The sequence below is a fragment of the Curtobacterium herbarum genome (assembly GCF_016907335.1).
Classification (GTDB): Bacteria; Actinomycetota; Actinomycetes; order Actinomycetales; family Microbacteriaceae; genus Curtobacterium; species Curtobacterium herbarum.
Genome location: NZ_JAFBBT010000001.1, coordinates 509786 through 530615 on the forward strand (window position 1 = coordinate 509786; position 20830 = coordinate 530615).

25 protein-coding genes and 1 tRNA gene are annotated in these 20830 nt (G+C 72.5%); 17 read left to right on the plus strand and 9 right to left on the minus strand.

The genetic code is table 11. The features are described 5' to 3' along the window. Nucleotides 1-56 precede the first annotated feature (56 nt). Genes JOD51_RS02530 through JOD51_RS02545 form a run of 4 tightly spaced genes read left to right on the plus strand, consistent with a single transcriptional unit; the run spans nucleotide 57 to nucleotide 2315 of the window. Nucleotides 57-569: an SdpA family antimicrobial peptide system protein gene (locus tag JOD51_RS02530; RefSeq protein ID WP_239540037.1), complete on the plus strand. Its 513-nt coding sequence runs from the start codon at nucleotides 57-59 to the stop codon at nucleotides 567-569. Further along, nucleotides 566-1510, plus strand: coding sequence for a sporulation-delaying protein SdpB family protein (locus JOD51_RS02535; protein WP_204606903.1), 945 nt, complete (start codon nucleotides 566-568; stop codon nucleotides 1508-1510). Before JOD51_RS02530 ends, JOD51_RS02535 begins: the two co-directional genes overlap by 4 nt. After that, the gene (locus JOD51_RS02540; RefSeq protein WP_204606904.1) at nucleotides 1507-1836 is read left to right on the plus strand and encodes an SdpI family protein; all 330 of its coding nucleotides are present in this window, start codon (nucleotides 1507-1509) and stop codon (nucleotides 1834-1836) included. The genes JOD51_RS02535 and JOD51_RS02540 overlap by 4 nt, the downstream gene beginning before the upstream one ends. A gap of 56 nt (nucleotides 1837-1892) precedes the next feature. Next, on the plus strand, nucleotides 1893-2315 hold the full coding sequence (locus JOD51_RS02545) for a DUF1648 domain-containing protein (protein ID WP_204606905.1): 423 nt from the start codon (nucleotides 1893-1895) through the stop codon (nucleotides 2313-2315). 78 nt (nucleotides 2316-2393) lie between these two features. Here the strand turns inward: JOD51_RS02545 and JOD51_RS02550 are convergent, their stop codons facing one another. Then, a complete protein-coding gene (locus JOD51_RS02550) occupies nucleotides 2394-3113 on the minus strand; it encodes an ABC transporter ATP-binding protein (RefSeq protein ID WP_204606906.1) in 720 nt (239 codons plus the stop codon). Then, on the minus strand, nucleotides 3110-4246 hold the full coding sequence (locus JOD51_RS02555; RefSeq protein WP_204606907.1) for an ABC transporter permease: 1137 nt from the start codon (nucleotides 4244-4246) through the stop codon (nucleotides 3110-3112). Before JOD51_RS02555 ends, JOD51_RS02550 begins: the two co-directional genes overlap by 4 nt. Nucleotides 4247-4396: 150 nt before the next feature. On the opposite strand from JOD51_RS02555, the gene JOD51_RS02560 reads away from it, so the two are divergent. From JOD51_RS02560 to nadE, 6 genes are all read left to right on the plus strand, one after another. Then, on the plus strand, nucleotides 4397-5575 hold the full coding sequence (locus tag JOD51_RS02560; RefSeq protein ID WP_204606908.1) for a sensor histidine kinase: 1179 nt from the start codon (nucleotides 4397-4399) through the stop codon (nucleotides 5573-5575). Beyond that, the gene (locus JOD51_RS02565; RefSeq protein WP_204610707.1) at nucleotides 5572-6192 is read left to right on the plus strand and encodes a response regulator; all 621 of its coding nucleotides are present in this window, start codon (nucleotides 5572-5574) and stop codon (nucleotides 6190-6192) included. Before JOD51_RS02560 ends, JOD51_RS02565 begins: the two co-directional genes overlap by 4 nt. Nucleotides 6193-6229: 37 nt before the next feature. Further along, a complete protein-coding gene (locus JOD51_RS02570) occupies nucleotides 6230-7342 on the plus strand; it encodes an epoxide hydrolase family protein (protein WP_204606909.1) in 1113 nt (370 codons plus the stop codon). Between the two features lie 94 nt (nucleotides 7343-7436). Next, nucleotides 7437-7508, plus strand: a tRNA-Arg gene (locus tag JOD51_RS02575). Between the two features lie 58 nt (nucleotides 7509-7566). Beyond that, nucleotides 7567-7953: a VOC family protein gene (locus tag JOD51_RS02580; RefSeq protein WP_204606910.1), complete on the plus strand. Its 387-nt coding sequence runs from the start codon at nucleotides 7567-7569 to the stop codon at nucleotides 7951-7953. 89 nt (nucleotides 7954-8042) lie between these two features. Continuing rightward, complete coding sequence (gene nadE, locus JOD51_RS02585; protein ID WP_204606911.1) at nucleotides 8043-8870, plus strand: NAD(+) synthase; 828 nt, start codon at nucleotides 8043-8045, stop codon at nucleotides 8868-8870. Between the two features lie 68 nt (nucleotides 8871-8938). On the opposite strand, the gene JOD51_RS02590 is transcribed toward nadE, so the two are convergent. The 3 genes from JOD51_RS02590 to JOD51_RS02600 form a co-directional block, all read right to left on the minus strand. Then, nucleotides 8939-9382, minus strand: coding sequence for a hypothetical protein (locus tag JOD51_RS02590; RefSeq protein ID WP_204606912.1), 444 nt, complete (start codon nucleotides 9380-9382; stop codon nucleotides 8939-8941). A gap of 145 nt (nucleotides 9383-9527) precedes the next feature. Next, nucleotides 9528-9812, minus strand: a complete 285-nt coding sequence (locus tag JOD51_RS02595; protein WP_204606913.1) for a GlsB/YeaQ/YmgE family stress response membrane protein — start codon at nucleotides 9810-9812, stop codon at nucleotides 9528-9530. A 167-nt stretch (nucleotides 9813-9979) separates the two neighbouring features. Then, the gene (locus tag JOD51_RS02600; RefSeq protein WP_204606914.1) at nucleotides 9980-10243 is read right to left on the minus strand and encodes a glutaredoxin family protein; all 264 of its coding nucleotides are present in this window, start codon (nucleotides 10241-10243) and stop codon (nucleotides 9980-9982) included. A 123-nt stretch (nucleotides 10244-10366) separates the two neighbouring features. On the opposite strand from JOD51_RS02600, the gene JOD51_RS02605 reads away from it, so the two are divergent. From JOD51_RS02605 to JOD51_RS02630, 6 genes are all read left to right on the plus strand, one after another. Next, on the plus strand, nucleotides 10367-12088 hold the full coding sequence (locus JOD51_RS02605; protein WP_204606915.1) for an adenosylhomocysteinase: 1722 nt from the start codon (nucleotides 10367-10369) through the stop codon (nucleotides 12086-12088). Beyond that, complete coding sequence (locus JOD51_RS02610) at nucleotides 12085-13482, plus strand: amidohydrolase family protein (RefSeq protein ID WP_372377538.1); 1398 nt, start codon at nucleotides 12085-12087, stop codon at nucleotides 13480-13482. The genes JOD51_RS02605 and JOD51_RS02610 overlap by 4 nt, the downstream gene beginning before the upstream one ends. Next, nucleotides 13479-13976: a cupin domain-containing protein gene (locus tag JOD51_RS02615; RefSeq protein WP_239539751.1), complete on the plus strand. Its 498-nt coding sequence runs from the start codon at nucleotides 13479-13481 to the stop codon at nucleotides 13974-13976. The genes JOD51_RS02610 and JOD51_RS02615 overlap by 4 nt, the downstream gene beginning before the upstream one ends. Nucleotides 13977-14109: 133 nt before the next feature. Then, complete coding sequence (locus tag JOD51_RS02620) at nucleotides 14110-14931, plus strand: ABC transporter substrate-binding protein (RefSeq protein ID WP_204606916.1); 822 nt, start codon at nucleotides 14110-14112, stop codon at nucleotides 14929-14931. A 7-nt stretch (nucleotides 14932-14938) separates the two neighbouring features. Beyond that, entirely contained in the window at nucleotides 14939-15817 is an 879-nt protein-coding gene (locus JOD51_RS02625) for an amino acid ABC transporter permease (protein ID WP_204606917.1), read from the plus strand. Beyond that, nucleotides 15814-16560, plus strand: coding sequence for an amino acid ABC transporter ATP-binding protein (locus tag JOD51_RS02630; protein ID WP_204606918.1), 747 nt, complete (start codon nucleotides 15814-15816; stop codon nucleotides 16558-16560). The genes JOD51_RS02625 and JOD51_RS02630 overlap by 4 nt, the downstream gene beginning before the upstream one ends. Before the next feature lie 117 nt (nucleotides 16561-16677). Here the strand turns inward: JOD51_RS02630 and JOD51_RS02635 are convergent, their stop codons facing one another. Continuing rightward, a complete protein-coding gene (locus JOD51_RS02635) occupies nucleotides 16678-17655 on the minus strand; it encodes an NAD(P)H-quinone oxidoreductase (protein WP_204606919.1) in 978 nt (325 codons plus the stop codon). Between the two features lie 133 nt (nucleotides 17656-17788). Between JOD51_RS02635 and JOD51_RS02640 the strand changes: the two genes are divergently transcribed. Continuing rightward, entirely contained in the window at nucleotides 17789-18292 is a 504-nt protein-coding gene (locus JOD51_RS02640) for a hypothetical protein (RefSeq protein ID WP_204606920.1), read from the plus strand. A gap of 84 nt (nucleotides 18293-18376) precedes the next feature. Here the strand turns inward: JOD51_RS02640 and JOD51_RS02645 are convergent, their stop codons facing one another. The 3 genes from JOD51_RS02645 to JOD51_RS02655 are packed head-to-tail and all read right to left on the minus strand — an operon-like array spanning nucleotide 18377 to nucleotide 20702. Beyond that, nucleotides 18377-19258 (minus strand): aldo/keto reductase, encoded by an 882-nt coding sequence (locus JOD51_RS02645; RefSeq protein WP_204606921.1) that lies wholly within the window; start codon nucleotides 19256-19258, stop codon nucleotides 18377-18379. A gap of 49 nt (nucleotides 19259-19307) precedes the next feature. Further along, a complete protein-coding gene (locus tag JOD51_RS02650; protein WP_204606922.1) occupies nucleotides 19308-19820 on the minus strand; it encodes a DUF6264 family protein in 513 nt (170 codons plus the stop codon). 9 nt (nucleotides 19821-19829) lie between these two features. Then, entirely contained in the window at nucleotides 19830-20702 is an 873-nt protein-coding gene (locus JOD51_RS02655) for an HpcH/HpaI aldolase/citrate lyase family protein (RefSeq protein ID WP_204606923.1), read from the minus strand. Nucleotides 20703-20830: the final 128 nt, after the last annotated feature.

Here is a 20830-nt window from a genome sequence, read left to right on the forward strand (position 1 = left end):
GACGCCTCGCCTCGACCGAGACGGGGCGTCCCGCCCGCCGAACGTTCGGCATCGCCATGGCGGTCGTGTGCGGGTTCCTGGCGCTCACGGTTGCGGCTTCCTGGTCCGCGAACGTCTTGGCCGGCGTCGAGAACGGCGGCCCACGGCAGGCGCTGCAAGTGCTCGTCCCGCAAGGCTGGGCCTTCTTCACGAAGAGCCCCGAGGGCGTGACGCTCGTTCCGTACGAGAAGTCCCCGACCGGCGTCTGGGAACGCGCTGACTCGCTCCCGCAGAGCAATGCCGCGAACGGCTTCGGCCTGAGTCGGAACCAACGCGCGCAGAGCACCGAACTGGCGATCATCGCCGCTGCCGTGCCCAGGTTCACCGCCTGCCAGGACTACCTCACCGCATGCCTCGACAAGTCGGGCGGGAAGGTCGTCACGGTGACGAACGAGACCAACACGCACCACTTCTGCGGCTCGTTCCGCATCGTCCAGCAGGAGCCGGTGAAGTGGGCCTACCGAGGCTCGGTACCGGAGTCGGTGCGGGTCGCTCGGTACGCCGACGTGGAAGTCGAGTGCCCGAGATGAAGCCCGTCCAGGATCTGCGGGACGTCTTCAACACGCTCGCCAGCAATCTCGACCGATTCGACGGCCAGTCCGTCCGGCCCCAAGTGGGCCGCTCCATCATCGCGCTCGCACAGCTGATGACGCTTGCGATGACGAGCTGGCCGAACCTCACTGCCGATGTACTCGGCCGTTCGCCCGAGATGTACTGCGCCGGCCCGAGGGGCATCTCGTTGTTCTGTCTCGGTTCCAGCACCCCCGACGAGACCGGTCGCTGGATCGCGATCGCTGTGTGTGTCCTCGTCATCAGTGGCATCTCGCCCCGGTGGACGAGCATCCTGCACGCGTGGGTAGCCATCTCGATGGCCGTGTCGCTCTCGCTGCCCGACGGCGGCGAGGCGGTCGCGGTCTTCAGCTGCGCGCTCCTGATCGGTGTCCTCGTGCCGAACGGGCGAGTGGTCGCGTGGATCCCCGCGGGGCCGACACCTCGGCCCGTCCTGACCGCGATCGGGTACGCAGCGTCGATCGCGCTCTGCCTCCAACTCGCTGGCATCTACTTCGAGAGCGGACTCGCGAAGCTGGCGGTGCCGGACTGGTCCAACGGATCGGCGATGTACTACATCGTCCGTGACCCGATGTTCGGAGGTGTCGGCCTCATCGGCGCAGTCGTCACCGCGGTCACCGCCCACCCGCTCGGTACGGCTCTCCTCACCTGGGGAACCATCGTCGGGGAGTGCTGCATCGCGGTGGCATTCCTGCTGCCGCATCGTTTCAAGCGGTACGGACTGATCGGTGTGATCGTCCTGCACGCTGGCATCGCGGTCATCATGGGCCTGTGGTCGTTCGCGCTGGTGATGGTCGGGACAGCCGTCGTCGCCTCCTACGGCCTCGTGCCTCCGACTGGACAATCCGATGCCGACCGCCTCGCCGGCGCCGACGTCGCACGTGAAAGGAGCACAGCATGATCATCTGGTCCGTGGTCTCAATCCTCGTACTGGTGATGGTCCTCGTCTGCGCGAAGGGCTGGATCAAACCGAACCACGGGATCGGACTCCGCATCCCAGCGACACAGCGAGGTGAGACCGCCTGGCGTGTCGGGCATCGCGCCGCAGTCCCGGCTGCCCTGACGGGAACCGCGGTCATCGTGGTCGCGTTGATCGTCTCCCTCGCCGACACCAGGACCGGGACCGCGATGATGGTGGTGGCGGCCGTGGCCTTCGTCTGCGAACTCGTCTGGATGATCGTCGCCGCGAACCGTGCAGCGTCTCGTGTGTCCGTCCACCATCCATGACGGCGCCCGATCGCACTGTGCGGCCATCGGCATCGCTCGGCCGTCCGGCGAGGTCGGTGAGCCCGGCCCTGGCCGTCGCCGCGGTGATGTCCTGGGTCCCTCCCGTGGTCCTCACGGTGGTTCGTCTTGCCTGGGCGGACGCGCCGGTGCGCGTGCCGGTGCACTGGAGCGGTGCTGGCGTCGTCGACGGATGGGGTTCGACGGCTTCCGCCTTCTGGTCGATGCTGGTGCCCGGCGTGGCCGGTGCGCTCATCTGCTCCGTCCTGTCGATCACGCTCGCCAGTGACGCGACGATGTTGCAGGCCGCCGCCACCATCGGCATCATCTCGGCCTCGACCGGGAGCATCGCCGCCGTGTGGCTCACGATGGTGCTCAGCGCGGCTGGGTCCACCGGAGCACTCCTGCCGGTGCTCGCTGCCGTCATCTGGGGTGCGCTGGTGTTCGTCGTCTGTCTCCTGCGCCGGCGCCCGACCGGCTGACGCGGCCTCCCGTCCGTGTCGCTACCGCCTGTCGGACGGGAGGCCCGTGGTGCGGTGACCACGGGCCTCCCGTCCGACTCAACGCGAGACGGTCGCCTCGACCGGACCCGGCACGGGCCGGCCGCCGTCGGTGATCCTGCCGTCGACGAGGGTGACCAGGCGGTCGAGTGCACCGCGGTGGACGAGGTCGTGCGTGACGAGCACGGTCGCGGTGCGCCGTTCGTGGGTGAGCTCTGCGACGAGCGCCATGACCGCTGCCCCGCGCTCCTGGTCGAGTGCGCTGGTCGGTTCGTCGACGAGCAGGACGGACGGGTCGTTCACCAGCGCCCGGGCGATGGCGACGCGTTGCCGCTGGCCGCCGGACAGCTGTGCGGGACGTTTCCCACCGTGCTGGGCGAGTCCGACCGCGTCGAGCAGCTCGTCCGCGTGGCGACGGACCGCGGCCCGGCGCCGGTGCCCGCCGCCACCGAGCTCGGCCATCACGAGGAGCTGTTCGCGGGCGGTCAGGGCGGGCACGAGGTTCGACTGTTGGAAGACGATCCCGATGTGGTCCCGACGCAGGGCAGTCGCCGCGTTCCGTGTCAGCGTGGCGGCGTCGACGTCGTCGATCCAGACGTGCCCGGAGTCGGGCCGGATCAGGGTCGCGGCCACGGCGAGCAGGGAGGACTTCCCGGAGCCGGAGGGCCCCGTGACGCCGGTGACGACGCCGGCCGGGGCCTCCAGCGACACGTGGTCGACCGCGGTGATGCGGGCGTCGCCGTCCGGGAAGGTGAGGGTGACGTCGTCGAGTCGGATCATCGGTTGCTCCCGAGGGCGGTGAGGGGGTCGGCGCGGGTGACGGTGCGGAGCGCGACGGCAGCGCCGGCGAGTCCGAGGACGACCATCACGGTCGCCGGGAGGACGGTGGTGAGCGGGCTGAGCAGGAACGGCAGGACCCCGCCGGCGACCGCGCCGAGGACGGACACCAGGCCGATGCCGACACCGATGCCGACGACAAGGACGACGAGTGCCTGACCGAGTGCGTCGCGGACGAGGGATGCGTCGGAGGCCCCGAGCGCCTTGAGGACGGCGATGTCGCCCGAACGCTGCATGGTCCAGACGGTGAAGAACGCGCCCACGACGAGGGCGGAGACGCCGAAGAGCATGACGATCATCAGGCCGAGCGAGCCGACCTCGGACGTGAACGTCTGCAGGGCGGGCAGGCTCATCAGCGGTGATGCGGCCGCCGTGTGGGTGCGGGCCGCCGCGGCGGTCCAGTCCGGCGTGCCCGACACGGCGAGCACGGTGGGAGCGCCGTCGCCGCCCAGTCGGCGGTCGGCCTGCGCCCACGCGTCGGGGGTGAGCGCGACGACGGGGGTGTGGCTGTACCAGGCGTCACCGCCGACGGTCGCGACCCGGTAGGCGGTCCCGGCGATCGTGACGCGGTCCCCGACGGCGACGTGGAGGGCGGCCGCTGCACCCGAGGACAGCCCGACCGTGTCGTCGGTCGTCGGGGCCAGGTCGGTGGTCGTGGACCTCGGGGCGCCGTGCGGGACACCGAAGAGGGCGACGGCGACCGCCGACGAGCCCCGCGCACCCGTCGCGCGTCCCTGGGACGTCGCACGCCCCTGGGCCGTCGCACGCCCCTGGGCCGTCGCACGCCCCTGGGCGATCCCGACCGGGGTGACGTCCTCGACGCCGGCGGTGTCCCGCCACGCGGCCACGGTCGACGTGCCGATCGAGGACTCCGAGAACGACGGCTTGCCGTCCGTCGGCTGCTGGAGCACGAGCCGGTCCCCGGGGAGACCGAGGACGGCGGACACGTCCTGGGTGGCGAGACCACCGGTCAGGCCGGCGAGGAAACCGACCAGCAGGGTGATCAAGGCCACGACGGACCCGATGAGCACGAACCGGCCACGGGCGGACCGGAGGTCACGCCAAGCGACGAACACGATGGTTCCTTCCCGACGTCGAGGGCGTTCCCCGTCGTCCCGACCAGCTTCGCCAGGGCGCGCCACGGTGCCATCGAGGAGAGGTCGACTCCTCGGGTACGACTTCTGGTTGATCCGCTGCGTCCCGGCCGGCCGTACGCTGCAACGGACATGGCTCACAGCACCCTCACGCCCGTGTTCGTCGGGCTGCGCACCGGACTGCACGTCCTGTTCGCCGCGCTCCTCGCACTCGTCGTCGTCCGGGTCGTCGTGGTGCAGGACGACACCGTGTGGGCGGAGTCCGGTCTGGCCGCACTGTTCGCGGTCCTCTACCTGCTCGGCGCCCGGGTCGCCACCGTGCGGGGACCACGCCGAGCACTCGTGGGAGCGCTGTGGATCACGGGGCTGACCGCGGTGTGGGTCGCGCTGCTCGTCCTCGTGCCGGAGGCGGCGTACCTGGTGTTCCCGCTGTTCTTCCTCTACCTGCACGTCCTGCCCCGGATCGTCGGGCCGGCCGCCGTCGTGGTGGCGACGGCGATCGCGGTCGTCGCCCTCGGCGTGCACGGCGGCTTCACGGTCGGCGGGGTGATCGGCCCCCTGGTCGGCGCCGGCGTGGCACTGCTCATCGGCCTCGGCTACCGGGCACTCGCCCGTGAGGCCGTCGAACGGGAGGCGCTCGTGGCGGAACTGCTCGCGACCCGTGACCTGCTCGCCGCGACGGAACGGCAGCAGGGCGTCCTCACCGAACGTGCCCGTCTCGCCCGCGAGATCCACGACACCGTCGCGCAGGGCCTGTCGAGCATCCAGATGCTGCTCCACGCGGCCGAAGCCGCCGACGGCGACCGGCCGGGCATCGACCACATCCGCCTCGCCCGGTCCACCGCGGCCGACGGCCTCGCCGACACCCGCCGGTTCATCCGGGAACTCGCTCCGCCGTCCCTCGACGCCGGCCTCGCCGCAGCGCTCCGGCGGCTCAGCCAGCAGTGGCACCGTGAGGGACTCCGCATCGAGGTCACCGTGCCGGCCGGGAGCGCCGACCTGACGATGGACGTCCAGACGGCCCTGCTCCGCATCGCGCAGGGGGCCGTGGCGAACGTCGCGCAGCACGCCGCGGCCACGACGGTCGACATCGGCCTCACCGTCTCCGCGACGGACGCGACCCTGGTGGTGCACGACGACGGCATCGGGTTCGACCCGGACCTCGTCGGCGTCGACACCGGCACGTCCGACTCGTTCGGCCTCCGCGCGATGGCCGAGCGCGTCGAGCAGCTCGGCGGCGGGCTCACGGTCGACAGCGCACCCAGCCGGGGCACCACCGTCACCGTGGTCGTGGACCGGTGCTCCACGTGATCCGGGTCGTCATCGCCGACGACCACCCGGTCGTCCGCGCCGGACTCCGGGCACTCCTCGACCACGACGACGGCATCGCGGTCGTCGGCGAGGCCGCCACCGCGGACGAGGCCGTCGTCCTCGCCGCGTCCACGGACCCCGACCTGGTGCTGATGGACCTGCAGTTCGGCGGGGGCCGCTCCGGCGCCGACGCCACGCGGGCGATCCGCGCAGCGGACGCGCCGCCGTACGTCCTGGTCCTCACCAACTACGACAGCGACGGGGACATCCTGAGCGCGGTCGAGGCCGGCGCCAGCGGGTACCTCCTCAAGGACGCGCCGCCGGAGGAGCTCCTCGCCGCGGTGCGCGCCGCCGCCGCCGGCGAGAGCGCCCTCGCACCGGCGATCGCCGGTCGGCTGCTGGCGCGGATGCGGGCACCGCGGGTGAGCCTGTCCGCGCGGGAGATCGAGGTGCTGCAACTCGTTGCCGGTGGCGCGTCGAACGGTGACGTCGCGGCACGTCTGCACATCACCGACGCCACCGTGAAGTCGCACCTGGTGCACGTGTTCTCGAAGCTCGGCGTGAGTTCCCGGACCGCCGCGGTGTCCGAGGCCAGGAGCCTGGGCATCCTCCGCTGACCACGGGCGCGTCGGTCGTCGCCGGTAGCGTGCGCGCATGAGCGAGAGCGCACGGTTCGACGACGCCACCATCGAGGACCTCCGAGCACGGCTCCGGGCGACCCGCTGGCCGGACGCGCCCGCCGGGACCGGCTGGTCGCTCGGTGTCGACGTCGACGAACTCCGGGAGCTCGTGACCTGGTGGGCGGACACGTTCGACTTCGGGGTACACCGCGCGGCCCTCGACGCGCTCCCCAGCCGACGGGCCGACGTCGGCGGCATCGACGTGCACCTGCTGCACCAGCGCGCCGACCGCGAGGACGCCCTGCCGCTGCTGCTGGCGCACGGTTGGCCGGACTCCGGCTGGCGCTACCGCCGCGCGCTGCCCGACCTGGTTGCCGCCGGGTTCGACGTCGTCGTGCCGGACATGCCCGGGTACGGGTTCTCGGCGACACCGTCGTCGCTGCTCGACTCCCGTGACGTCGCCGGTCTCTGGGCGGACCTCATGACCCGGCTCGGGTACGACCGGTTCGCCGTCGCCGGTGGGGACATCGGCAGCGGGGTCGCCCGGTGGCTCGCGATCGACCACCCCGACCGGGTCGTCGCAGTGCACCGGATGGACGCCGGCATGCCCGTGTACGAGGGCGACCCCGCCGAGCTGTCGGCAGCCGAACGGGACTTCCTGGCGGCCACCGAGCAGTGGCGGACGGACGAGGGCGCGTACGCCGCGATGCACCGGACGAAGCCCCAGACCGCGGCGGTCGGGCTGACCGACTCACCGGCCGGTCTGGCGGCGTGGATCGTCGAGAAGCTGCGGTCCTGGAGCGACTGCGACGGTGACCTGTGGTCGGTCTGGTCCCGCGACGACGTCTGTGCGCTGCTGACCGAGTACTGGGTCACCGGCACGATCGCGTCGTCGATGCGGATGTACCACGCGAACGCCGCAGTGCCCCGGAGTGAGCAGGCCCGGCGGGTGGAGGTGCCTTCCGGCTTCACGCTGTTCCCGGTCGACCTGGTGCGGCCGCCGCGGGAGTGGCTCGAGCGGACGACGAACCTGGTCTCGCTGTCCGAAGCGTCCCGGGGCGGGCACTTCGCGCCGGTCGAGCAGCCGGAGCGGTACGTCGCCGAGGTGGTCGGGTTCCTCGACCCGTTCCGGCAGGCGGGCGCCTGACCCGACGCGCCCCGGACGGACGGGAGGCCCGTGGCGGTGTCGCCACGGGCCTCCCGTCCGTCGTCTCCCTGCTCCCGCTAGAGTGGTCGGGCCGGCCTCTGTAGCTCAATGGAAGAGCAGTTCCGTCCTAAGGAAAGGGTTGGGGGTTCGAGTCCCTCCAGGGGCACAATCGACGTGGAAGGCCCGCGGGTGCACACTTGCTGCACCCGGACGAGGAGGCCCCCGTGTTCCAGCCCACCAGCGCCTACAGCGGATTCAGCGTGGACGACGTCGACGCCGCCGTGGCCTTCTACGCCGGCGTCCTCGGCATCGACGTCCGGGTCCTCGTCGCCGGCCAGATGATGCAGCTCCGGTTGCCCGGCTCCGACGTCCACGTCCTGGTCTACGGCAAGCCCGACCACACCCCGGCGGCGTTCACGGTGCTGAACTTCGTCGTGGACGACATCGACACGGCCCTCGACGACCTGGCCGCGCTCGGCGTCCACCCGACGGACGGCGGGCAGTGGGCGGACGAGCGGCAGGTCCTCCGCGGCCGGTCGAAGGACATGGGGCCGGACATCGCCTGGTTCACGGACCCGGCCGGCAACGTCTTCTCCGTCCAGCAGCAGTGACCGCGTCCCCGTCGCCGGCGCCCTGATCCGATCCGAGCAGGTGCCGAGAACCCGTGCGCACGACGGCGGTCCGGGCGGATACTGGGGGAGTGCGAGAACTCCAAGCCGCCATCGCCGCGGACCTCAACGTCCAGCCGACCATCGACCCCGAGCAGGAGGTCGCCCGGCGCGTGGGCTTCCTGCGCGACTACCTGCTGACCACCGGCGCGAAGGGGTACGTCCTCGCCGTCAGTGGCGGGCAGGACTCCACCCTTGCCGGTCGGCTCACGCAGCTCGCGATCGAGTCGCTCCGCGCGGACGGTCACGCGGCCGAGTTCACCACGGTCCGGATGCCGTACCGCGTGCAGGCCGACGAGGATGACGCGCAGCTCGCGCTGCAGTTCATCGCCGCCGACCCGGGCATCGTCGTCAACATCGAGCACGGGGTCGACGGGGTCGTCCAGGACACGACGGACGCCGGGGTGCCGCTGAGCGACTTCGTCAAGGGCAACGTCAAGGCCCGGATGCGGATGGTCGCCCAGTACGCCGTGGCCGGGCAGCGCGGCTACCTGGTCGTCGGCACGGACCACGCGGCCGAGGCGGTGACCGGCTTCTTCACGAAGTACGGTGACGGCGGCGTCGACCTCACCCCGCTGACCGGCCTGACGAAGAGCCAGGGCCGCCAGCTCCTCGAACACCTCGGCGCTCCGGCCCGCCTGTACGAGAAGGCCCCGACCGCGGACCTGCTCGACGACCTGCCCGGCCAGACGGACGAGGCGAACCTCGGCCTGACGTACGCCGAGCTCGACGCCTACCTGCAGGGCCACGACGTGCCGGTCGAGGTCGCCGAGGCGATCGAGACCCGCTACCGCGCGACCGAGCACAAGCGCCAGGTGCCGGCGACGCCGTTCGACGAGTGGTGGCGCCCGACGGCGTGACCGTCGGCTGACCGACGGACGGGAGGCTCCCCACCGGACCGGTGGGGAGCCTCCCGTCCGTCGGCGGATCAGCCCTGGTCGCGGTCGCTGCGCCCGTCACGGTCGGGATCCGGGTTGCCGGAGTCCGGGTGCCCGGCGTCCTGACGCCCGTCTTCCTGTCGGCTGCCGTCCTGGCGTTCCAGGCCCTCGCTGGCGAGACGCTCCTGCCAGACGATGCTGCGGGCGGCGCCCTCGAGGACGTCCTCGACCGGGTGCCCGGTCTGGGCCGCCAGCGCGCCGCTGAGGCCGGCCGTCAGGGTGCCGCCGGCCTGCGCGAGCCGCGCGACGACCTCCTCCTGACGCGGGGTGAGCGGCTCGTCGACCAGCTCGTCCACCGCATCACGGATGTTCGCCTCGCTCGCGTTCAGCGCTTCCTCGTCACCGGACTGCAGAGCCGAGGCCTCGCCGACCACGACCAGGCCGAGGCGCGCTGCGTCCTGCTCCGGGCGACGGGTGTCGTTCTCGTCAGTCATGACGTGGACGGTACGCGCCGCGTGCTGCGCAGCATCCGGACGACGGGGGACGCGCTGGTACCGGAACGACGGGAGGCCCGGTACCAGCTGGTACCGGGCCTCCCGTCCGTGGTCGACGCCTCAGGCGCCGACCAGACGTCGCTGGTCAGCGACGGTTCGCACCGCGACCCGCGAAGCGCGTGTAGAGGAACAGCACGATGATGGCGCCGATGACCGAGCCGATGATGCCGGCCGGCTGGAAGAAGCCGTCCGTGACGTCGTGCTGGAAGATGAGGAAGCCGAGCAGGCCGCCCACGAACGAGCCGACGATGCCGAGGACGATGGTCATCAGGACCGACATGCTCTGCTTGCCGGGGACGATCAGTCGGGCGAGTGCACCGGCGATGAGGCCGATGATGATCAGGCTGATGATGAGGCCGAGTACGCCCATGGTGTTCTCCTTGTTCTGCGGCCGGTCCGAGGCAGCGGCGGATCACCGAGCTCAGGGCCGGTGCCCGATTGAACACCGGATCGACTCAGCGTGTCACCAGGAACGTCGGATACCGGTCAGCGCGGTGCGCCCGAACGTGCGGCCCGGTCGTGCGGCCCGGTCGTGCGTCAGAGCGCGCCCGAGGACTCCAGCTCACCCTGCAGTTCGGCGTCGGACGGCTCGACGAAGTGCTTGCCGTTGGGCAGCACGACGACGGGGATGTTCTTGCGGCCGCTGATCGCCTCGGCCCGGTCGGCCGCCGACAGGTCGGCCTCGACGTCGACGTACTCGTAGTCCACGCCCAGGCGGTCGAGCAGCGCCTTGGATCGACGGCAGTCGCGGCACCAGTCCGCGCCGAACATGGTCACCTTGTCGAACGTCTCGTCAGTCATGTCGGTCACTACGTCCGCCGCGCCTCCGCTATTCCCGGTGACCGGGTCGCCGCCGCCGCATCCGCTGCGCCGAGGGCCGCTCAGCGCCGAGTCGCACCGCTTCGAGCGCCCTACGATGGGCGCATGCCGCGCGCCGACCCGACCGCCCGCGCCGACCCGGCCCTGCTGGCCTGGGCCTCAGCCGCCGTCCGGCACACCGCCCGGGTGACGAACATGCTGCTCGCCGCCCGGCGTTTCCGCGTCGTCGGCGGTGACCCCCGCGAGGCCGCTGTCCTGCACGACCTGCTGACGGGCCTCGGCGCCCGGCCGGCCGAGGACGGGACGCACGTCGACCAGCTCTGGTGTCTCGGCACGCCCGACCAGTCCGTCGCCGCCGTCGAGCAGGCCACCGCCGACCGCCCGCGCGGGTCGACGTTGCTCGTGGTCGACGCTGGCCGCCACGTCCCCGCCGTCGACGAGGACGCCTTCGGCCCGACGACGCTCGCCCGACCCGGGGTGCTCGGCGTGCCGACGACCTCCGACGACGTGTTCCTCGTCTCCACCGGCCGGGACGCCGAGGACTACCCCGCCGCCGAGGCCCGGATCCGCTGGGCACGTCGCTCGATGCCGGTCTCGCGAGCGGTCGCCGACGAGCTCCGGCAGGGCAGCCTGCTCCGCGGAACCCGCATCGGCGTCAGCCTGTTCCTCGAACCGAAGACCGCGGTGCTCGCCCTGCTGCTGCAGGACGCCGGCGCCGAGGTCGTCGTCTACGCCCACGCGGACGAGACCGACGACGCCGTCGCGGACGTCCTCCGCCGCACGGGCATCCCGGTGCACGCCGGCAGTACGGCCACCGTGCCGGAACAGCGGGACCTGGCGCTCGCGATGCTCGACACCCGGCCGCACGTGCTCGTCGACGACGGGTCGCACGTCATCCGGCTCGTGCACCAGGACCGCCCGGACCTGCTGCCGACGATGCTCGGGGCCGCCGAGGAGACCACGAGCGGCCTCCGCCCCCTGCGGGTCATGGCCGCGCGCGGGCAGCTCGGGATCCCGGTCGTCGCCGTGAACGACGCCCGCACCAAGACGTTCTTCGACAACCGGTACGGCACCGGGCAGTCGACCGTGTTCGCCGCGCTGGACCTGCTCGACGGCCTCGACGACCCCTCGGCCGCGCCGGTGGGGGGAGGCTCGGCCGTCGTCGCCGGGTTCGGTCACGTCGGCGAAGGGGTCGCCCTGGTGCTCCGCGCCCTCGGCTTCCGCGTCACCGTCGCGGACCCCGACCCGGTCCGGGCGCTGCAGGCCCTGTTCGCCGGGTACGCCGTCGCCCCGCTCACCGAGGCCGTCCGCACCGCCGACCTGGTGATGAGCGCCTCCGGGGTGCCGGACACGATCAGCCTCGCCGTGCTGCGGGCCTGCGCTGCCGGAACGGTGGTCGCGGTCGCCGGTGGGGTGGACCAGGAGGTCGCCGTCGACGACGCGCTCGCCGCCGGAGCCGTCCGCACGACGATCGGGCGCAGGGTCGAACGCGTGACCATCCCGGACGGGCCGGACGTGCTCCTGCTCGACGGCGGGGGCTGCATCAACATCACCGCTGCCGAGGGCAACCCGATCGAGATCATGGACCTGTCCTTCGCGGCGCAGCTCGGGGCGGTGCGGATGCTCGTCGAGCGCGGGGACGAGCTCGAGCGCGCCGTCGTGTCGATCGACCCCGAGGTGGACGCGGTGACTGCCCGCGCGGCGCTCGCCGCGTTCGGGACGGTGGTCGAGCCTCCCGGCCCGCCGGTCGGCACGACCTGGCCAGCCGCGCAGCCCGCGGAGCGGGAACCGGACGTCCGCACGCGACGGTTCGGGGACCCGGCGTGAGCGCGCCGATGCCGACGGGCTCGGCGACGACCGTGCACTCGGCGCGGGTCGTCGTGCCGATGACCGCGCCCCCGATCGCCGACGGTGCCGTGGCCGTGCGCGACGGCCGGATCCTGCACGTCGGCGAACGCTCGTGGGTGGTGGACCAGCTCGACGGCAGCCCGTTCACCGAACGGCGGTGGCGCGGCGCCCTGCTGCCCGGACTCGTCAACGCGCACTCGCACCTCCAGTACACCGGCATGGCCAGGGTCGGGCAGGGGCAGTACGCCGGGTTCGAGGACTGGGCGTCCGCGTTCAACACCGTCTACGCCGAGTCGCACGACTGGCGGGCCGAGGCCGCGGCCGGCGCCGTGCAGTCCATCGCCGCCGGGGTGACGAGCATCGCCGACGTCGTCACCGACCTCGAGGCGGCGACCGCGCTGCAGGACGCCGGCCTCGGCGGCATCGCCTACTGGGAGGTCATGGACTGGGAGAACGCCGCCTGGCAGCAGCACGGGCGCGACCAGGTCCTCGACGAACTCGCCCGCATCCCGACCACCCCCGGCGCCGGACTCTCACCGCACGCGCCCTACTCGCTCGACGTGGCACCGCTGCTCGAGCTGCCCGACATCGTCCGGCAGCGGGGACTGCGGCTGCACCTGCACCTCGGCGAAGCGGCGTTCGAGGGGGAGCGCACCGCCGTCGAGCCGATCCCCGGGCTGGACGGCGTCGCCGGCGTCGGCCACGGCGCGGACTGGCACCTGGCGAACGTGCCGTCCTTCCGGGCCATGCGCGCCCTCGGGTTCGGCGCGAGTGCGACGTCGTTCGTCGACCGGCTCGGCGTCCTCGGCCCGGACTGCCACATCGCACACGGTGTCTACATGACCGCCGCCGACCGGGCACTGCTCCGGGCCCGCGGCACCGCCGTCGCACTCTGCCCACGCTCGAACGCCGTCATCGGTCTCGACCCGCCGCCCGTCGCCGACTACCTGCGGGAGGGCAGCCCGATCGCCGTCGGCACCGACTCGCTGTCGTCATCACCGTCCCTCGACCCGATGGCCGACGTCACCGCACTGCACCGGATCGCCCGCGCCCAGGGCTACACCGGCCGGGACCTGCACGAACGGCTGCTCGCCGCGGCGACCCTCGGCGGGGCGCACGCGATGGGCCTGGCCGTCGGACCCGACCGGATCGGACACCTGGCCGTCGGCGCCCGCGCGGACCTCGCCGTGTTCGACGTCGACTCGCGGACGGTGCCCGACGCGCTCGCCGAACTCGTCGAGGACGGCGGTGGACGTGCCGCGGCGACCGTGATCCGCGGGGTCGTCCGGACCGCCGACGCCGCCCGGGTGATGCCCGGCACCGCGGCACCCACGACCACACCTCTCGTCACCCCCAGCAAGGAGTCCCGATGACCGACACCGCACCCCGACCCGGCATGGCCGCACGACGGACCGTCTCCGGCGAACTCGTCGAGTGGCTCGACGTCCCGTCCCGGGCCCGCGCACTCGGCATGGAGCCGCACCCCGAGGGCGGCTGGTACGTCCGGACCTGGACCTCGCCGGCGACCGTGCAGACGCCGGCGGGGGAGCGTCCCGCCGCGACCCTCATCCACTTCCTGCTGCCCCCGGGCGAGGCCTCGGCCTGGCACCGGGTCACGAGCGACGAGATCTGGATGTGGCACGGACCGGACGCCGTGGAGCTCGAACTCGGCGGGTCGGGCGACCAGCCGGAACCGGGTGCACGGATCACGCTCGGGCCGGACGCCGGTCGCGACCGGGTCAACGACGCGCAGGCGTTCGTCCGCGGTGGTGTCTGGCAGCGGACGATCCCGCACGAGGGCGAGGTGCTCCTCAGCTGCCTGGTGTCGCCCGGGTTCTCGTTCGAGGACTTCACCCTCGCCGACTGAGCCGGCGCGCGGCTGGCACCGGCACCGGCGCGCGGCCGGCACCGGCCGTCGCGCCGCGTCATCCGCTTCGCGTTGGTATCCCACATCGAAGTACACTTCGACCTGCCCTGTTCCCCCTGACGAAGGCCAGACCGTGACCCGTCCCCTCCGCCTGACCATCGCCCTCGCCACGGCCCTCGTCGCCGCGACCGCCCTCGCCGGCTGCTCGTCCGGTGGTGGTGACAGCGCCGCCGGCACCGTGACCGACGGCAAGCTCACGATCGCCACCGGCCAGCCCGCGTACTCGCCCTGGGTCGAGGACGACGAGCCGCAGTCCGGCAAGGGCTTCGAGGCCGCCCTGGCGTACGCCGTCGCGAAGGAGATGGGCTACAGCAAGGGCGACGTGGTCTGGAAGCGCAGCACCTTCGACAGCGCCATCGCGCCGGGTGCGAAGGACTGGGACCTGAACCTGCAGCAGTTCTCGATCAACGCCAAGCGCAAGAAGGCCGTGGACATGTCGTCCGCGTACTACACGACCACGCAGGCGGTCGTGACGAAGAAGTCGTCCGCCGCCGCCGGTGACACCACCGTCGCCGCACTGAAGAAGGACACCATCGGCGTCGCGGCCGGATCGACGAGCATCCAGAGCGTCAAGGACGTGCTCGGCGTCACCCCGCAGGTCTTCAACTCGAACGACGACGCCGTCCTGGCGCTGCAGTCCGGCCAGATCGACGCGATCGTCACGGACCTGCCGACGGCGTTCTTCATCTCCGCCTCGCAGGTGAAGGGCGGCACGGTGTCGGCGCAGTTCCCGGCCGACGGCACCGGCGACCAGTTCGGCATCGTCCTGCCGAAGGACTCGAAGCTGACGCCGAAGGTCGACAAGGCACTCAAGTCGCTCGAGGACGACGGCGCGCTGCGGGACCTGCAGACGAAGTGGCTGTCCTCCGAGACGAACACCCCGGTCCTGAAGTGACGCGGGCATGACCTCCCCCGCAGGAGCCGGCACACCGCTGGTCACACCGGCGCCGAGCCAGGTCGAGCGTGAACGGCAGCTCTACCGCCGGCAGCGCGGCCGCCGATCGGTCGCCGTCTCCGTCGTCTCGACCCTGGTGGTCGTGGCGCTGGTCTGGATCGGCATCGTCAACACCCCCGGGTGGGCGGCCGTCCAACGGTCGTTCTTCGACCCGCAGGTCGCGTGGGAGACGCTGCCGGACATCCTGCTCGGCCTCTGGCTGAACGTCCGGATCCTGTTCTTCGCCAGCATCGGCGTCGCCGTGCTCGGCACCCTGCTGGCCGTCGTCCGGGGCCTCCGCAACCCGGTGTTCTTCCCGCTGCGGATGCTCGCGACCGGCTACACGGACCTGTTCCGCGGCCTGCCGCTCATCATCGTGCTGTACCTGATCGGCTTCGGCCTGCCCGGCCTCGGCGTCTTCCCGCGACTCGCGCCCGAGTTCTGGGGCACCATCGCGATCGTCCTGACGTACTCGTCGTACGTCGCCGAGGTGCTCCGCGCCGGGATGGAGGCCGTGCACCCGTCCCAGCGCCTGGCCGCCCGGTCGCTCGGCCTGTCCCACGCCCAGACGCTGCGGTTGGTCGTGCTGCCGCAGGCGATCCGCAAGGTCACGCCCGCGCTCATGAACGACTTCGTGTCGATGCAGAAGGACGTCGGGCTCGTCTCGATCCTCGGCGCCGTGGACGCGGTCCGCAGCGCCCAGATCGCACAGGCGGAGCAGACGAACTTCACGCCCTACCTGGTCGCCGGCCTGCTCTTCGTCGTCATCAGCCTGCCGCTCATCCGGGTCACCGATGCGATCGCCCGGGGACAGCAGCAGCGTGAACAGATCGGAGGCGCGGTGTGACCGACACGACCGCTCCCGTCCTCGAACTGCGCGGCCTGCGCAAGTCCTTCGGCGACCAGGAGGTCCTGCGCGGCATCGACCTGGCCGTGCACCGCCACGAGGTCATCTGCGTCATCGGGGCCTCCGGCTCCGGCAAGTCGACGCTGCTGAAGACCGTGAACCTGCTCGAGGGGATCGACGACGGCCAGGTGCTGCTCCAGGGCGAGGACATCTCGGACCCTCGCGTCGACGTGGACGCCACCCGCGCCCGGATCGGCGTCGTGTTCCAGCAGTTCAACCTGTTCCCGCACATGAGCGTCCTGGACAACGTGACCCTGGCCTCGCGGAAGGTGCACCGCGCCTCCCGTCCGGAGGCCGAGGCGATCGCCCGTCGTCTGCTCGACCGGATCGGACTCGGCGAGTTCGCCGGGGCGTTCCCCGACCGGCTGTCCGGCGGGCAGCAGCAGCGCGTCGCGATCGTCCGCGCCGTCGCGTCGGACCCGGAGCTGCTCCTGCTCGACGAGGTGACGAGTGCGCTCGACCCGCAGCTCGTGGGCGAGGTCCTCGACCTGGTCACCGAGCTCAAGCAGCAGGGGTCGACGATCCTCATGACGACGCACGAGATGCACTTCGCGCGGAACGTCGCCGACCGGATCGTCTTCCTGCACCGCGGCGAGGTCGTCGAGCAGGGCACTCCCGCCGCGGTCCTCGACACCCCGCAGCACCCCGCGCTCCAGGCGTTCCTGGCCCGCGTCCACGCGTAGCCGCCGCCGCTGCGACTGCGGCTGCGGCTGCCCCGAAGCTGCGGAACACCGGTGTTCGTCCGTCGAACACCCGCAGGACGCGGCGCGACCGACGAACACCGGTGTCTTCCGCCTGGGTCACAGGGCCAGCAGGAGCTTCCCCACCACGTCGCCGGACGCCAGACGGCTGTGCGCGTCGGCCGCGTCGGCGATCGGCAGCACGGCGTCGACGACCGGACGCACCCGGCCGTCCGCGACGAACGGCCAGACGTCCCGTCGCACGGCCGCGACGATCTCGGCCTTCTCGGCTGCGGGACGTGCCCGCAGCGTCGTCCCGCTCACGGTCGCACGCTTCCGCATCAGCTGCCCGATCGGCAGGGTGGCGTCCGGCCCGGCACCCGCGGCGATGATCGCCAGGTGCCCGTTCGGCGCGAGGACCTCGAGGTTCCGGTGCAGGTACGACGGGCCCACGACGTCGAGGACCACGTCGACACCGACGCCGTCCGTGAAGGCCAGCGCACGCTCGACGAAGTCCTCGGCCCGGTGGTCGACGACGAGGTCCGCGCCGAGCTCCCGGGCAGCCCGGACCTTCCGCTCCCCGCCGGAGGTCGCGATCACCCGCGCGCCGAGGGCCTTCGCCCAGAGCACCGCGTGCGACCCCATGCCGCCGGTCCCGCCGTGTACGAGCAGGGTCTGGCCCGGTCGGAGCCCGGCGAGCATGCCGATGTTCGAGTAGACGGTGCAGGCCGCCTCGGGCAGCCCGGCCGCCGACACCAGGTCCAGGTCGTCGGGAACCGGCAGCAGCTGCGCCTGCGGGACCACGGCGAGCGAGGCGTACCCACCGCCGCTGAGCAGCGCGCAGACCCGGTCGCCGACCGCCCAGTCGGTGACGCCCGCGCCGAGGGCACGGACGGTGCCGGACACCTCGAGTCCGAGGACGTCGGAGGCTCCGGGCGGCGGCGGGTAGTTCCCCTGACGCTGCTGCAGGTCGGCGTTGTTCACGCCGGCGGCGGCGACCTCGACGAGGACCTCGCCGTCACCGGGGACCGGGTCGGGCAGCTCGCCGAGGGTCAGGACGTCGACGTCGCCGGGCTGGGAGAAGGTGATGGCACGCATCCCTCGACCGTACGCGCCTGCCGGACCACGCTCCTCCCGGGGCCACCTCCCCGCTCGCCCGGAGCGCGGGGTCGGTACTGTCGACCGCGAACGCGTCCGATCAGGGACGCGTCGCGAACCAACGGGGGATCCCATGTCCACGAAGCACCTCACCGTCCTCGCGACCGCCGCACTCGCCGCGGTCCTGCTCACCGGTTGTTCCACGGGTGGCAGCACGTCGGGGTCGGACGCGGCGTCGCAGGGGGCGACGACGGGCGCGAGCTCGAGCGCGCCGACGAAGGCCGCCGAGGCATCCGGCACGCAGTCGAAGGCCGACGCCTGCCAGGCCTTCGAGAGCAAGGTCCGCTCCGCCGCCGAGGGGCTGCAGTCGCAGGCCGCGAAGCTGCAGTCCGACCCGGCCGCCGCGGTCGCCAAGCTCAAGGAGCTCGACTCGAGCATCGACGACGGCGTCGCCGCGGTGACGAACACCGAGGTCAAGGGCAAGGCCGAGGCGTTCCAGAGCGCCTACGGCGACATGGTGACCCGCCTCGAGGCGATCACGAAGGACCCGAAGTCCGCCGACCTGTCGGCGTTCCAGTCGTCCGCGACCGCGGTCCAGACCGCCGGCAACGACTTCGACACGACCTGCGCGTCCTGAGACGCGACACGCGTCGCTGAACGCACCACGGGCCTCCCGGCTGTCCTGGCCGGGAGGCCCGTGGTGCGTCGTGCGGTCGGCCGACTACGCCGCCTGGTCCGGTCGTGACGCGTCGAGCCGGTCGACCTCCTCGGGCCGCAGCTTGACGGTGGCCGCCGTGACGGAGTCGAGGATCGACTGCGGACGGGACGCTCCCGGGATCGGGACGACGACGTCGCTCTTCGCGAGCTCCCACGCCAGGGCGATGACCTGCGGGGTGACGTCGCGCTCGCGGGCGAGGAAGGCGAACTCCTCGGCCGTGGTGCCGAGGTCCGCCGCGCCACCGATGCCGCCGAGGGGGCTCCACGGCAGGAACGCGATGCCCATCTCGTCACAGAGCTCGAGTTCCGGCTCGCTCGAGCGGAACACCGGCGAGAACCGGTTCTGCACCGAGGCGAGTCGACCGCCGAGGACCTCGTTGGCCTCCCGGATCTGGTCGACCGTGGCGTTCGAGATGCCGGCCATCCGGATTACGCCCTCGTCGAGCAGCTCGGCGAGTGCGCCGACCGAGTCCGCGTACGGCACGGCCGGGTCCGGGCGGTGGAACTGGTAGAGGCCGATCGCGTCGACGCCGAGACGCTTCGCCGAGGCCTTGGCCGCCTCCTTGAGGTACGCCGGGTCGCCGTTCTGCGCCCAGGCGCCGGCCTCGGGGCGGAGGTGCCCGCCCTTGGTCGCGATGAGGACCGCGGAGGTGTCGCCGGAGTACTGCCGGACGGCCTTCGCGATGAGCTCCTCGTTGTGCCCGACCTCGTCGTGCGCGGCCAGGTGGTACGCGTCGGCGGTGTCGATGAGGGTGACGCCGGCCTCGAGGGCGGCGTGGATGGTGGCGACGGAGCGCCGTTCGTCCGGCCGCCCCTCGATGGACATCGGCATGCCGCCGAGTCCGATGGCGCTGACGGACGTGTCTCCGATGACTCGTTGCTTCATCGGCCCAGCATGCGCCCGGGGGTCGGCCCGACGTCCAGGGGAGGACCGGTCAGGTGGTGGGCAGCTGCGCGGTCGCGACACCGGCGTCCCGACCCGCACCCTGCTCGTCGAGGGTGTGCACGAAGAGCACGGTGCCCCAGGTGACGGCCGCGACGGCCAGGACGAAGCCGATGCCGGCGATCCACCACGACGTCCGGCGGCGGATCCAGGCCCGCACCGCGAACACCAGCGTCACGACCCCGACCACGAACGCACCGCCGACGGCCAGGACGGCGCCGCCGACGAACCCACCCGGGCTGCAGGCCGCACCCGTGCCGCAGGACGTCGCCGCGGACGCGACCGCGATGACCGCCGCGACGGCCGCGACCGCGGTGAGGACGGCGCCCGCCACCAGGAGCAGGACGGTGGACACCCGGTCCGCGATCCTGCCCGGCGGGAACAGCGACGTCCCGCCCTGCTCCCACGCGGCGCGCTCGGCGTCGGTGGGGTGCGGCGCCGACGGCCCGTACTGCTGCGGGCGGTGGTGCTCGGGTCCGGATCCGGGGACGTTCGACCAGGTCATGGGTCCGTCCTACCGGGGCTCCACCCCGAACGCCTGGGCGAGGCGCTGGATCTTCTGCGCACGACCGAGGCGCGGCAGGTCCGAACCGTCGCGGATGACGCGCCCGCGGGCTTCGAAGTCGTCCAGGAAGTCCTGCGCCCAGGCGACGTCGGTCGGCGTGGGGGAGATGACCTCGTTGATCACGGGCAGCTGCTCGGTGTCCAGGCAGAGCTTGCCGGTCAGGCCGAGCGACACCGCGACCTGCGACTGCTCGCGGAGGATCGGGTGCGAGGAGCCCACGGTCGGGCCGTCGATCGGGCCGGGCAGGTCACCGACGCGGGACGCCACGACCAGTCGGGAGCGGGGGTACGCCATCGCCAGGGTGTCCGCACTCGTGCCGGTGTCCCGGCGGTAGTCGCCGCTGCCGAACGCCAGGCGGAACGCGCCCTGCGCCTTGGCGATGCTCGTCGCGTCCTCGATGCCGACCGCGGACTCGACCAGGGCGATCACCGGGGTGTGCCCGCCGAGTCGGTGCCAGGTGTCGGTGACCTGGGCGGGGCTCTCGGTCTTCGCGAGCATCACGCCCTGCAGACCCGGCAGGCCGCGGAGTTCCTCGAGATCGTCCTCCCAGAAGTCGGTCGTGACGTCGTTGACACGGACCCAGGCCTCGCCGGAGCCCGCGAGCCAGGCCGCGACGGTCGACCGGGCGGCGGGCTTCGCGGCGGGGTCGACGGCGTCCTCGATGTCCAGGATCACCTGGTCGGCACGGGACCGGGTTGCGCCGTCGAAGCGCTCCTCGGCGGTGCCGGCGACGAGCAGCCAGGAGCGCGAGATCTCGGCGGGGACCGATCGACGCCGGGAGACGGCGGGGGCGGACGGAGCGGTTCGGTCGTCGGTGGCCATGCACCGTTGGTACCACACCCGTGCGTCCTGGCCCGGTGCGGCGGGCGGGGTGGTCGGGCGAAAACCCGGAACCGCGCGGTCATTGCCGGAGTGCTGCGGTGCTTCCGCCTACAGTGGGCGTGTGTGGC